Source organism: Paenibacillus paridis (assembly GCF_006345825.1).
Classification (GTDB): domain Bacteria; phylum Bacillota; class Bacilli; order Paenibacillales; family Paenibacillaceae; genus Pristimantibacillus; species Pristimantibacillus paridis.
The window spans coordinates 19,098-33,312 of the sequence record NZ_VCIX01000073.1; the positions used below are offsets into that span (position 1 = coordinate 19,098).

Annotated in this window: 10 protein-coding genes; 9 read left to right on the top strand and 1 reads right to left on the bottom strand. The window is 44.1% G+C overall.

The genetic code is table 11. The features are described 5' to 3' along the window. The first annotated feature begins 83 nt into the window (after positions 1–83). The 4 genes from FJQ58_RS05700 to FJQ58_RS05715 all read left to right on the top strand — a co-directional run bounded on the left by FJQ58_RS05700 (position 84) and on the right by FJQ58_RS05715 (position 5,735). Entirely contained in the window at positions 84–1,808 is a 1,725-nt protein-coding gene (locus FJQ58_RS05700; protein WP_162341331.1) for an extracellular solute-binding protein, read from the top strand. Positions 1,809–1,882: 74 nt separating this feature from the next. Further along, the gene (locus tag FJQ58_RS05705) at positions 1,883–2,803 is read left to right on the top strand and encodes an ABC transporter permease (protein ID WP_139991467.1); all 921 of its coding nucleotides are present in this window, start codon (positions 1,883–1,885) and stop codon (positions 2,801–2,803) included. 17 nt (positions 2,804–2,820) lie between these two features. After that, positions 2,821–3,717, top strand: a complete 897-nt coding sequence (locus tag FJQ58_RS05710; protein WP_139991468.1) for a carbohydrate ABC transporter permease — start codon at positions 2,821–2,823, stop codon at positions 3,715–3,717. 113 nt (positions 3,718–3,830) lie between these two features. Then, positions 3,831–5,735 carry a glycosyl hydrolase family 28 protein gene (locus FJQ58_RS05715; RefSeq protein WP_162341333.1) on the top strand — a complete coding sequence of 635 codons (1,905 nt, stop codon included), beginning with the start codon at positions 3,831–3,833 and terminating at the stop codon, positions 5,733–5,735. Positions 5,736–5,805: 70 nt separating this feature from the next. On the opposite strand, the gene FJQ58_RS05720 is transcribed toward FJQ58_RS05715, so the two are convergent. Further along, entirely contained in the window at positions 5,806–6,696 is an 891-nt protein-coding gene (locus FJQ58_RS05720) for an AraC family transcriptional regulator (RefSeq protein ID WP_139991470.1), read from the bottom strand. 222 nt (positions 6,697–6,918) lie between these two features. Here FJQ58_RS05720 and FJQ58_RS05725 point away from each other — a divergent pair, with 222 nt between their 5' ends. The 5 genes from FJQ58_RS05725 to FJQ58_RS05745 all read left to right on the top strand — a co-directional run bounded on the left by FJQ58_RS05725 (position 6,919) and on the right by FJQ58_RS05745 (position 14,206). Further along, entirely contained in the window at positions 6,919–8,520 is a 1,602-nt protein-coding gene (locus tag FJQ58_RS05725) for an ADP-ribosylglycohydrolase family protein (RefSeq protein WP_139991471.1), read from the top strand. A gap of 43 nt (positions 8,521–8,563) precedes the next feature. Next, positions 8,564–9,217: an alpha/beta hydrolase gene (locus tag FJQ58_RS05730; RefSeq protein WP_338016125.1), complete on the top strand. Its 654-nt coding sequence runs from the start codon at positions 8,564–8,566 to the stop codon at positions 9,215–9,217. Positions 9,218–9,686: 469 nt separating this feature from the next. Next, complete coding sequence (locus FJQ58_RS33400; protein ID WP_420799817.1) at positions 9,687–9,845, top strand: site-specific integrase; 159 nt, start codon at positions 9,687–9,689, stop codon at positions 9,843–9,845. A 988-nt stretch (positions 9,846–10,833) separates the two neighbouring features. Then, complete coding sequence (locus tag FJQ58_RS05740) at positions 10,834–12,597, top strand: sensor histidine kinase (RefSeq protein WP_139991472.1); 1,764 nt, start codon at positions 10,834–10,836, stop codon at positions 12,595–12,597. Next, positions 12,572–14,206 (top strand): response regulator, encoded by a 1,635-nt coding sequence (locus tag FJQ58_RS05745; RefSeq protein ID WP_139991473.1) that lies wholly within the window; start codon positions 12,572–12,574, stop codon positions 14,204–14,206. The genes FJQ58_RS05740 and FJQ58_RS05745 overlap by 26 nt, the downstream gene beginning before the upstream one ends. Positions 14,207–14,215 lie beyond the last annotated feature (9 nt).

The window sequence follows — 14,215 nt, forward strand, 5'->3', positions numbered from 1 at the left end:
ATGGCCTGTTACGTAAGTCGATGTAGCGGGCTTATACTTTATTCATGCAAGTGATAGCGTTTACAACAAAAGGGGGATTGAACATGCAACACAAAAGCTTAAAGCGATATTTAATTCTCGCTACAGCAGTCATGCTTCTCTTAACATCAGCATGCAGCACTACGAATAATGGAGCGAGTGGAAACAAGGGTAAGCTAGAAAACACTGCAAACACAGGCGACAGCAAGGGCGCAGCGAATTCGACAGACAAACCAGCCGATGGTGTTCCGCTGGGCAAATATGAGCCTGCAATTGAGGTGACAACCGTAAGATCGCTGCCGCCGTCGATCAAGTTCGAGAAGGGCGACAGCATAGACAACAATATTTGGTATCGCTCTTATGAAGAGGAGCTGGGTATTAAGCTAATCAATAAGTGGAGCGTTCCACAGACACAGTGGCAGCAAAAAATGAATGTGACCATTGCATCTGGCGATATCCCTGATATTTTGACGGTGTCAGCTAATGAGCTGAAGCGCCTTGTCGATGCCGATATGGTCGAGGACATGACGGAAGTATTTGAGAAATACGCTTCGGAGAAAACGAAGCAAGTCATTAGTAATGATGGAGGCAACGGAATGAAGGCCTCCACCTTCGAAGGCAAATTGCTTGCGCTGCCTGGTGTTACCTTCACAGGTACCGGTGCGCAGATGTTATGGATTAGACAAGATTGGCTGAAGAAGCTTAATTTGCCTGAGCCCAAATCGATGGAGGACGTATATCGCATCACCGAGGCGTTTGCGAGTCAAGATCCTGATGGCAACAACCAGAAGGACACGATAGGGCTGGGTGGAATCCATAAGGATTTGAACTCCTTAATGGGCTTCTTCGAGAGCTTCCATGCCTATCCAGGCCGATGGGTCAAAGATGATTCTGGACAGCTCGTCTACGGAGATATACAACCAGGACTCAAGCCGGCGCTGCAGAAGCTGCAGGATCTGTTCAAAGAAGGTCTGATTGATCCAGAGTTTGCGGTCAAGGATCAGGCTAAAGCATACGAATTAATTGCCGGTAACAAAACGGGCATGTTCTACTCAGGCGAGGGTGCCGTGTGGTGGCCTTTGACGGATCATTATAAGAAGGAAAAGTCGGATTGGAAGCCGTATCCGCTCATTTCCTTTGACGACCAGCCAGCAAGTACCTCAGGCGGCATTCCGGTTGGGAATTATTATGTCGTTCGCAAAGGGTTCGAGCATCCGGAAGCGCTCGTGAAGCTGCTTAATTTTGCGGTAGAGAAGCAGTATGGTCCAGAAGGTCGTCTAGATGCCTATTGGTACGGCGGAGAAAACAAAGAAATTAATGTATCAGCTTTTGCAGCAGTCATTATTAGTGATCCATTGGAGCTCATTAATATTCATCGGGGTGTTCAGGCATCGGAAGATGCAGGGAAGTATGTAGATAATCCGATTGCGGATGTAAAACATCATTATGACCTCTACCAGCTGTGGTTGTCGGGCAAATTTAAAGACAGCAACGAGGAAGGGCAAGCCTGGTCATCCTACAAATGGGCTGGACCTGGTGGCGGTATGAATGTAGTCAGCGACTATGTGAAGGAAAACAAGTACCTGGTCGATGAATATTCGGGACCGAGCACGCCGACGATGACAGCCAAGAAAAGCACGCTGGATAAGATGAAGCTGGAAGTGTTCACGAAAATTATTATGGGGCAATCGAATGTAAACGAGTTCGATAAGTTTGTAGCGGATTGGAAGAAATTTGGCGGAGATGCAATTACGGCTGAAGTAAACGAATGGTATAAGGCTAAACAATAACCTGAGAAGGGAGAGGGAGCAGGCTCGTATTGCTTGCTTCCTTTCTTACTCTATCAGCTTAGAAAGGAATGATCATGTTGCAAGCGGCGACCGTCAAAAGAAGACGATCTTGGAAGAAGCATTTACCTCTGCATCTTATGCTGGTGCCCGGAATTCTATTGTTAATCATGTTTCATTATATCCCTATGGCAGGAATCGTCATTGCCTTCCAGAATTTCATTCCTGCTAAAGGCTTCTTCGATTCCAAATGGGTGGGTTGGAACAATTTCGAGTTTATGCTCCAAATGCCTGGGATTGGCCAAGTATTATGGAACACCATTTTTATTGCTTTTCTGAAAATCATCTTCGGTCAAATTGCCCCTATTGTGACGGCATTGCTGCTTAATGAAGTGCGGAAATCATCGATCAAGAGATCGGTGCAGACTCTTATTTATTTGCCGCATTTCCTATCGTGGGTCATTCTTGGCGGCATTCTGATCGATATTCTCTCACCATCACAGGGACTACTGAATGAAGTGATTAGCTGGTTTGGAATGGAACCGCTATTTTTTCTTGGCAATGATAAGCTGTTTCCTTATGTGCTCGTTGTCACGGATGTATGGAAGGAATTTGGGTTTGGCACGATTGTTTATCTCGCTGCGCTTACAAGCATCAATCCTACATTATACGAAGCCGCCATTATGGATGGGGCAGGCAGATGGAAACAAACGATTCATGTGACATTGCCAGGCATGCTTCCCATCATCGTGCTGCTCGCGACACTCGGGCTTGGGGGCGTGCTGAATGCTGGCTTCGACCAAGTATTCAATTTGTATAACCCGCTTGTTTATCGTACGGGAGATATTCTGGACACTTTTGTATATCGACTAGGTCTTATCGATGCTCAATATGCGGTTGCAACAGCCGTCGGCTTGTTCAAATCGGTGGTCTCTTTGATTTTTGTAGGAGCATCGTACTGGCTGGCTTATCGTATAGCTGGTTACCGTATTTTTTAAGGAAAGGAGAGACCGTTATGGACATCAATGATTCACTGGGACGGAAAGTTTTTCTTATCTGCAATAATGTTTTCCTTATTACGTTAGCTGTTGTCTGTTTGCTTCCTCTCATTAATATATTAGCTCTGTCGTTTAGCTCAAGCTCGGCGGCGACGGCTGGGGCGGTCAAGCTGTGGCCAGTTGATTTTACGCTGAGCTCCTACAAGTACGCACTGTCCAAACCGGAATTTTTACAGTCGCTTTTTGTTTCGATTGTGCGGGTTGTTCTCGGTACGATTATCAGTTTATTGGTGGTTGTTATTTCCGCGTATCCGTTGTCGAAGGAACGGACGGACTTTCCGATGCGAACCTTCTATGTTTGGTTCTTCTTTGTAACCATTTTGTTTAGCGGGGGATTAATCCCAACCTACATGGTCATTCGAAATTACCATATGCTTGATACGATCTGGGCACTTGTCCTTCCAGGCGCTGTGGCGGTGTTCAACATCGTGCTGCTGCTCAATTTCTTTCGCGGTACACCAAAAGAAATTCAGGAAGCTGCACTTGTTGATGGATGTACACAGTGGCAGCTGCTCTGGAAAATGATGGTTCCCATCTCGATTCCTGCACTGGCGACAATTTTGTTGTTTACATGCGTAGGCCAGTGGAATGCCTGGTTTGATGGACTGATCTATATGAACTCTCCTACGAATTATCCGTTGCAGACGTATTTGCAGACACTTGTTGTAAGCACGGAGTTATTTACCGCAGGTGGAAACCTGACAGCGGAAGATATGAAGGCACTTGCTGAGGTATCAGACCGTACGACCAAAGCCTCGCAAATTTTTCTTGCAGCACTGCCTGTGCTTGTTCTCTATCCTTTTTTGCAAAAGTATTTCATGAAAGGCATCGTACTTGGCAGCGTGAAAGGTTAGATTTAAGAATTATCATGACTTCATAACGGGGGGAATGGTTTGTGATGAAGATGAAGCTGTTGCTTGTGCTCTTTTTGATAGCAACTTTTTTAAATGTTGGGGAGGCGCATGCTGTGAATCAGGAAAATAAGCAGAGCACTTCAAAAATCGTTACTTGGGAAACGCCTGCTTGGCAGCAAAAAAATAATAGTTTTTCGGTTTGGATAAGAGAGAGCGGCCAGAAAACGTGGAAAGAGCTTTATGTTTATAACGTAAAAAACGGCGAGCAGAAGGAGCAAGATGTGCCAACGGATGCAGCCATGGTTAACGTAGACTTTTCAGGTACAGCAGAGTTTAAGGTAACGTATAACAAGGAAAAAATCAAAAGTTATGAAATACGCCCTTCGGCTTATGAAGTTCATGCTAAAAAAACAGAAGGGAGAACATTAACCTTTTCGCTCACGCAAAATAGCAAAGCTCCATTAAAGCCCACCATTATGGTGAATGGCAGCTGGAGTGAGGGCAATTTGCATATCCTTTCAAACATGCCTGAGAACGATGCACCTTCACAGAATGCCGCAAACGTTTATGTTATAAATCCTGGCGACCCGATACCGCTTTATTTGCCAACGGGAAAAGATACGTATTATTTTAAGCCGGGCGAGCACGAGCTGCCCAAAGGGATGTGGGTTGAGCTTGATCTCGAGGAAACGGTTCAACTGGAAAAATTTGATTTGGTGCAGCAGTTAACCGACTCCCAGTGGTTTGCAAAAGGGCCCCAACGATTTGTGATTGAGGCCAAGGAGAAAGTCGACGACCCGTATGTACAAATATACGATGGGTATGAGAATAATAAGGAAGGAACAGTCACCGATTTATTGAGCAGCGTGAACGCCAGATATGTAAAGCTTGTCCTTCTAGGTAATACTGGATCAAGTCATTATGTAATGACATCATTGGCAAGCGAATTCAAGCTTTATAAAAATGGAGATGACACGACAAATATTGCAAAGGGTAAAGCTGTAAAAGGGGCTTTCCCTGGTTACTCCAATATGACTGACGGGAATGATTTTACTCATTATATGTCGTCTACCGGTTATGGCAATTGGCATGCAGGTGAAGCGTTTTATATCAGTCAAAGCGATACGACTGTTTATTTGGCACCAGGCTCGCTTGTCAAAGGGTCAATTTCTGCTGATGATCTGAGCAATATTACGATTAAGGGACGAGGTATCATGTACGGCGGCGATCTTCTGCGACCTAGAAATTACGCCGAGGGCCGGAGCGGGGCGATATGGATTACGAGAAGCATTAATTCAAAGGTAGAAGGCATTACACTGATCGATTATCCGATGTGGTCAGTCGTTATGAACTTTACGGATCAAACGTCGATCAAAAACATAAACTTTTTCGGTTCGATGGTTAATGCTGATGGCATTCACCTCTCAGGCAGCAAAAATGCATTGGTTTCAGGCGTATTCATAAGAACGACGGACGACAATTTTGTCATTTATCATTATGGTGAGAGTTCAAATATTACGGTGAAGGATTCGATCTTCTGGGCAGACAATGCCCGTCCGATATTGCTTGGGCTTGGCGATACGCCTAATGCGACGATCGATAAGGTTAACTTTGAGAATATTTATATCTTAAATCAGCGAGGCGTATGGGATCTGAATAAATATAATGGTGCGATTCAAATTTGGGCAACTGGAGGGAACAAGATAAGCAATATTGCCTTTAAAAATATTCATATCGATGAGTTCGAAGCTCCGGGGGACTCTATGCTTTTTCAAATTAAGACAGATGAGATGGCTGCTGGAATTACGCCTGGTTCAGTGAGCAACGTCTCCTTTAACAACATTTTGTACCGCGGCAAGCTTCCGCGAAAATCTCTGATTAGCGGTGTTGACGACAGCCATAATGTGAGCGGGATCGTATTTAACCGTTTTAAAATAAACAATACGTTATTGTCTACTACTAACATGAAACAGTTTATCGAATTTAAGGGAAAGTATTCGGATATAAAATTTAAATAGCATCCCATCAAAAAAACGGAAAATAAGCTGCTGACCTGCCTGTTATGGGCAGGTTTTTTTGTGTTTGCGATCAGGAAGGATGCATGCGTTCACGGAAAGCGGTAGGGCTGATTTTCTCATATTGTTTAAATAGTTTACTGAAATAAAAGGTGTCCGAGATACCGACATCTTGAGAGATTTCTTGTACCGATCGATTTGTACTTTTTAATAAAAATTTGGCTTTCTGAATTTTGAGCATGTTCGTATATTTGATGATGTTTGTACCTGAATATTTCTTAAAGATTTGACACAAATATTCATAGGTGCGATCCATGCTGCATTCTATTTCTTCTTTTGACAGGTTGTAAGTGTATGCTTCATCTAATAGACGAACCAATTTCCGATAAATGACAAAGGATTCGGGGATGTAACGCTGATTTTTGGATTCGACTAAAATGGATAAAGCAATGGATTCCAAAATTTGCGCAAATTGCAGCGTGGAGCGGAAACGAAAATATACTTCTGGCTTAGAGAAGGTCTCCAGCAGCTTTTCGAATTGGGAAAGAAGCTCGTAGGGACGAGGGAATTGAAAATGCCGCGGAAGGATTAATTCATCGACATGCTCATATTCAAAGGTACGTAAATCTTGGTGCTCGAGCAGCGAATAATCGATGCCAGCTGCCAAGTCACGGACTTCCTTCAGAGAAGGCGTGCAGGAAAATTGAACCCAGAAGAAATTCGCTTTGGGGTTCGTTTTTTTCCAGCTGTAATGCCGCTCCCACGGTTTTAAAATGAAGATGTCTCCAGAGTTCAGCTCGAGCTGCTCGGATTCCACTTGCAGGTAAATGGGACCTTCGGCAACGACCATCAGTTCAAAAAAAGGATTGGAATGCTCCATCATATAGAGGTTATCATTGCCCTGTTGTATGCCAGCCCATCTCACATCAAGGCTCGCGAGCCTCGACATCGTAAAAAAAGACATGAAATCCCTCCCATACCTATTCAATATGATCAATTAATTATAGGAGATTATGGTACCTCTGACAACACTGTGAACATACGAATATGAACCGATAGAATCGATGAATTGGAACGGTTTTTTTTAACATTATTTATGTTTAAACCTTAACAATGTCGATGTTTCTCGTACTGTTTCGTTGATAAACTCATTAATGTAACCACTATATGAATAAGAGGTGCAACGATGAAAATTTCATTAGACCAGTATAAGAACAAAGTGCGCGGATGTTGGATCGGGAAAAACGTCGGGGGTACACTTGGAGCGCCTTTTGAATGCAAACGCGGGGTGCTGGATGTCACTTATTACACCCATGATCTGACGCAAGGAGTTCTTCCTAACGATGATTTAGATTTGCAATTGGTGTGGTTAAATGCAGCAGAGAAACATGGGAAAATGATTAATTCACGCATATTGGGCGAATATTGGCTGTCTTACATCGTTCCTAACTGGGCGGAATACGGTGCAGGAAAAAACAATATGCGGATGGGGATCGTGCCGCCGTTATCCGGTTATGTAAACAATAAATTCCGTGACAGCAATGGGGCGTTTATTCGCTCGGAGATATGGGCATGTCTCGCACCCGGGCATCCGGATATCGCTGTGAAATATGCTTTTGAGGATGCGGTTGTTGATCACAGTCACGAGGGTGTCTATGCGGAAGTATTCTTCGCAGCCATTCAAAGTGCCGCATTCGTAGAGAGCGATACGTATAAATTAATCGACATCGGATTATCATACCTTCCAGATGATTGCGGATCTGCAAAAGCGGTTCGGACAGTTATAGAATGTTATCGCTCGGGTATGAGCTGGCAGGAAGCTCGAATTCGTGTGCTGACAGAACTTCCTGGCAGCTTCGGCATTATCGGGATGACTCCGGAACTGTTGACGGATGAAGTTCCTGTTGGGGATATGGGCTGGGATGCGCCAAGCAACGTTGGAATTACAATCATCGGCTGGCTTTACGGAGAAGGCGACTTTGGCAAAAGCATTTGTATCGCGAACAATTGCGGTGAAGATACCGATTGTACAGCGGCAACACTTGGCGCCATTATGGGGATTATTGGCGAGCCTGAGCGTGTGCCGTCGGAATGGCTGGAACCTATTGGGGACGAGATCAAAACCTTATGCATCAATCTGGGAGATCAAGGATTAAAGATCCCGAAGACGGTGACGGAACTTACGGATCGAATCTTAAAGCTAACACCGATTTTTCTTGGAAGCGAGTATTGTGACTATGTAAATGCGGAACGCGGATATACGATCGAGACTAAAGAGGATAAGGATTTATATAATCATCCGAAAAGAGTAAACTGCTGGGTTTATCGTGAAACCTCCGATTTGTTCAAGCAAAGCCCATTTATGGTCCACTACGACTTTCAAATCTTTTCGGTCTATTTGGATTATCAGAATGAACCCTTTGTATCGGAGGCTCGGCCGAAACGGTTCCGCCTTGTCTTGGACAACCAGCTGTTTATACAGCAGTGGTTAAACGTCAAATGGCATTTGCCGGAGGGTTGGACCGTGTCTCCAGGACCGAATATTAGCGTACCGCTGGAGCAGTATCATTGTAATATTGGCTATAATGAGCTTTTCTTCGAGTTGACGCCTCATGCATTAAAGGAGCCGCGATATGATCTGATCGTCGAGATCACATCGGCTGGACGGCCTACGAAGGGTCTAATTCCCATCGTTTTGTTGAATGTGCCCCAAGCTGCCGGAGAAGAAACGGGATCTATTGTGGATTCAAAGGCTCCATCAGCCCATATGATTCGATCAATTATTTAATCTAGCTGCTAAAGCATAACCATAACAGCTTGGAGGGGATACATTGACAACTCCGATTGTAATTTGGCCAAAAGGTGCACCGCATCTGATTAGCGAAGAACCGCAGGGAGATCCAACATTAACTCCTTATTTAGTGTATAGTGATGTTCCTGCAGCAGCTGTCATTGTATGCCCGGGTGGTGCCTATGGCATGCTCGCAGATCATGAAGGCGAGCCAATTGCTCGATGGTTAAACAGTCTAGGCATTTCTGCTTTAGTGCTGAAGTATCGGTTCGCGCCCTATAAGCATCCTGTTCCAATGCTTGACGCTCAACGTGCCATTCGTTGTGTGCGTAATCATGCGGAGATATGGAATATCGATGCAAAATGTGTAGGTATGCTTGGATTTTCGGCAGGCGGCCATCTTGTCTCTACAGTAGGAACACATTACGATAGAGGACAAACGGGACACCTTGATCCGATTGAGAGGGAAAGCAGTCGTCCTGACTTGCTAATCTTATGTTATCCCGTTATCAGTTTTGGTGAGTTCCGCCATCATCATTCCATGGTCAATTTGCTTGGGGAATTTTCTTCTGAGGAGCAAAGTCGTGACTTATCCACTGAGCTGCAAGTAACGGCGGATACACCACCTGTTTTTCTGTGGCATCCGGCAGACGATGAGGCCGTTTCGGTGGAGAACAGCCTTCTCTTCGCATAAGCATTAAATAGGCATCATGTTCCGTGTGAACTGCATATGTTCGAGTGTGGTCCGCACGGTATGGGATTAGCCGAGAACGATGCAAGTGTCGGAACGTGGACATTGCTGTGCAGGGAATGGTTGAAAAATGAGGCTGGAGAGTCGTAGAGGGAAAAGCTCCATAAATTATATTTTACAACGTTAGAAACAAGCAACAGCTCCTATCGAATGATGATAAGGAGCTGTTGCTTGTTTTTAGTTGATTTCAAATAGATGGTGGCCGAGCTGGAAAAGGATCATGGTATTGGGCAAGGCAGTAGTTTATGAAATGTGGTTAGTCACACTGTAATTAAGCTGACGAGGCACTCTTATTGGCGCTTGAAAATGACGGAGCGAAATCGTTTATTAGTGAAGCAATCCGAAAAATAGCGAGATGGTGATTTCTGAATAGTTCAATGGCCCACTTCTAGCTCCCCTGACGATTCAGCACATAATTGAAAAATTAGCTGAATTGACAAGCATAAAATTTACCGTTCATCAACTTCGTCACACGTATGCAAAGCAATTAGCTGCTGAAACCGGTCAAATCCAAGTGGTCGCATCTATATTAGGACATTCCAATACACTCGCTTATGGGGTTTATTTCTAAATTTAGTCTTTTGTATTACAATATGTAGCAGCTTGTTCATGAACGTATTCGGAGCTGAAGATCTCATTTCTGATCATAAACTAATACCGTTAAAGCGCAAGTTCGACATTAATTACGAAGGTAGATGGCACATCGCTGAAATGAAGGGTGGAAGCCAGTTCATTCATATTTATCAAACTTCGTACATCAAAATTACAGGGGAACGAGTTAACTGCGGATGCGGCTCAATCTTAATGACAGCGATCATGAAACTCTTTGATCAACAGCAAGTCCCATGTATCACAACCATGATAGCAGGGGGATTGGGATCACATCGAGCGAACAAGAGCATTTCTACCGGAAGTTCGAATTCGATATAGAGCTAAATGAGGGGGTGGACAAGATCCTTTGGATGAATGAAGCTCTTTGGTAAAGTTGATAGATACGATAGCAAGTTGGACACCTAAGGATTCTCGAGGAAGAAATACTGGCCTATTGCAAATAGCCCGATTCTTCACCGATCACTAAATAACCAATACTGGTCATCTCTTGGTCTGAGAAGCTTATCGGATAGATACAAACAACTGCGGAATATGGACATGAACCACCGTATGCCGAACGGTAAGTACTATGGTGTGAGAGGTCGGAGGATAGCCGCCCCCTCCTACTCGATTAATTGTAGCTGTAATATTATAATGATCATGCAAATAAAGATTCAAGGGGATAGCTATAAATGGCCTGATTTTTATGGGATATTGGGAAATGAGTTAAGGTTGCGCATAAAGGTATCTTACATTCCTAAACTCATAGTCCAAACGTAAGAGTTAAACAACCAGTACCTTAAAGACAAGGTGCTGGTTGTTTGACGATCACGGAGGAATAATCCCCAAATTTTCTGCAGTTTACACGAAGTCGGAATTATGATACTGAAGTCGGAACTTTATCATTGTTTCCTTGTCTAGGAATAAGTTATAATCAAAAATTAAAATAAGCGCAAGGGGGGCTCGTTATGAGACCATCGCATCGACAATGGCAATTTTCCATTTTTAAGCGCTTAATCATTGCCTTTATTATAGCGACGATTCCGATTTATATTTTGGCAGGCATCTTGTACAGCTGGGCAACGGGCATGCTTAGACAGGATATCGTAAATTCGGCAGAAACGCAGTCCGAGAATTACATTAGGGAATTGAACAGTACTTTCAAGCGTTTTAATTCCCTTCAGTACGACATGATGAACGACACGTATTTGGTTCAACTCGTTAATGCTTATGATATTTTGGAATCGTATCGAAAAATTGAATTGATTAATTTTCTTCGCGCGAAGCTTGTCTCGATTCGAAATAGCAGCGACTTGATCTTTGATGTACGGCTGTATTTGTCACCAATCCATGTGGAAATATCGGCGGTTGACGGATATGGCGAACTCAAAGAAAACGCGGTTCCGGCAGAGAAGCTGGAAAATCCTTATAATGTGATCTCCTACAAAAACAAGCTGCTTATGGTTGCCTTTCCGCTTGATAGCTCATTCAGCGGGACACCGGAACTGGTTGTCGAAATCGAATTGCGAGCTACCGAGCTGAAGCGAAGCCTTAAGGCTGCAGTAGAACGTGAGTTTACAGGTGCAATGGTGCTGGGTCTAAGCAGCAGCTCAGACAAGATCATAGCTGTCAAAAAAACGGAGCTGTCTCCATTAATGGAACAAAGCTACACATCGAACAAAGCTACGGAGGAATTAACGGAGGCTTCTTTCACTGAGAAGGCTGTAGATTATATTTATATGCGCTCAGTTGAACCTGAAAGCGGTATTTATTTGGATCATTTTCTGTACAAGCCCACCATGTTTCGATCTGTCATTCCGTATATTCAATGGTTTTGGCTGTTCTTTGCTGCCACGATTATTATGGTAGGTTTATATCTATTGTATATTAACCGTGCAATAAACAAACCTTTAGTTAAAATTGTGCGCGCATTCAAACGGGTAGAGGAAGGGAATCTGGATCTGAATATTAGACATCACAAGGATGATGAGTTTGGTTTTTTATATGAACGTTTTAATGAGATGCTTGTTAATCTCCAAATTTCGATTGATGAGGTATACAACCAGCAAATCCATCGGCAAAATGCGGAGCTGAAGCAGCTGCAATCGCAAATCAATCCTCATTTTCTGTATAATTGCCTGTTCAGTATTATTCGATTGATCAAGATGCAAAAAGAGGATGAAGCGGTGCAGTTTACCAATCAGCTCGCCAAATATTTTCAGTTCATTACACGCAATACAAGGGATACGGTACCTTTAGAGAATGAAGCAGCACATGCTCGAAATTACGTCATGCTACAGTTAACACGTTTCTCGGATAGGGTGACCATTGATTTTGGGGATATTCCAGAAAAGCTAAAGCCAATATCCGTACCACGCCTTATCATCCAGCCGCTTGTTGAAAATGCATTTGTACATGGGCTTGAAAATGTGACAGAGGGCGGGCTGCTGCGTGTCTCTTTTGCTGAAGAGAAGGGTAAAGCAATTATTGTGGTGGAAGACAATGGGGAAGCAAGTGAGGAAGGGCTGGTGAAGCTGCAGGCATTATTGTCAGAGAAACACGAAGTTGCGGAAGTCACAGGAACCTTAAATGTGCATAGAAGATTGAAATACAGTTACGGACCCGAAAGCGGCCTACAGGTAGAAAGAAGCGAGCTTGGCGGTTTAAAGGTTAAAATGATCATTGAATGGGACGGAGAGATGGTGCATGTACCGGATGCTGATCGTAGATGATGAAAAGCTGCTGCTCGATGGCTTATATGAATTGTTTTTGGAGTTTGAGGGGCATCAGCTTGAGCTTTATAAGGCCTCCAGTGCCAATGAGGCATTGGACGTAATGTCACAGAATAGAATCGATATATTAATGTCGGACATCAAAATGCCTAAAATGACAGGTTTGGAGCTGGGGGATCGAGTAAAGCAAAGCTGGCCGGAATGCAAGCTGATTTTCTTGACGGGCTTTGACGAATTTGACTATGTGCACCACGCGATAAACAATGGAGCCCAAAATTATATTTTGAAATCTGAGGGAGACGAAGCGATCGTTGAGGCTGTTCGCCTTGCGGTGACGGAGCTGGATAAGCGTATGGCAGTTGAAACCTTGCTTAAGCAGGCGCGGGAAACGCAGCGTCAACAGGCCGTTCATCATCGCACCATGATGCTTTCTGACGTCCTTGATGGACTTCAGCCTTTAGAGGAGCTGTCCCAACAAACGATGGATATGCTCGGAATCAGGCTAATCGCGAACAAGCCCCTCGTTATGTTAGCTGCGAGGCTGGATTTGGCATCTAGTGCCTTACGGCTCTCTGAGAAAGAGCTGATGTTAACCGCGCTTCACTCGGTCTGTGTCCGCTATTTATCTCCTTACTTAAATATGATGGATGTGGTTTATAATCGGGAATATTATGTCGTGTTTTTGCAAGCCCAAGATCATGCGCTCCCTTCTTCGGAGAGATTGATGACTTTTTTGCAAGGCTCGCTGGAAACCGTTCAACAAACCGTTGAAAAATCGACTGGACGCACTTTTTCTTTTGCATATACGAACAAGGAAGTTGATTGGGAAGGGGTGCCGAGGCAATTTACTAGGCTGAAAGCGCTGCTCTCCCAGTATTACGAGGAGAAACAGATTATTGTTACGGATAAGAATCTGCCGTTTGACGCCCAATCGAATGATGCGGAAGTACGAGGCTTCATCGAGGTTTTTCACAAAAAAGCAAATGCGCTAGACCTCTATTTAGAAACGGGTAAGCGCGAGGAAGTACAGGCGATCGTAATAGAGCTGGGCTCTTATTCGAGCTCGCCTGCCATCGATGATATCCGATATATAGAGATGTATTATGCAGTTGCGCTGCGTTTTTTGACGGCGGCTAACAAATATGGTCTGGATCGCGACCCGATTGCGGGGCCGCATATCGAAAAGCTGCTTCATCCCGCAGCATTTTCTGAACGAAGAGAAGGTATTATATTGCTTGAACATATGATTAATGTTTTTGAGAGCTATCATGATGCGCAATCCTCTCGCTTGCGGGGCGATGTGCTGGGAACGGTTCTTAAGTACATTGAGATGCATTTGGATGGTGATCTTTCGATGACGCACTTGGCGGAGCTAGTGTATTTAAATCCCGATTATTTATCGCGTTTATTTAAACAAGCCAAAGGCATAACGCTTAGTGAATACATTGCGGTTCTGAAAATTCAAAGAGCCAAAGAACTGCTCTCCGAGCCGCAATTGCTAATACAGGATATAGCCAAGTCGCTGGGCTTTACGTCCGCGGGCTATTTCAGCCGCTTCTTCAAGAAAGAAACGGGTCAAACGCCGCAGGAGTTTCGGACAAGTGGCTAAAAAAGACTG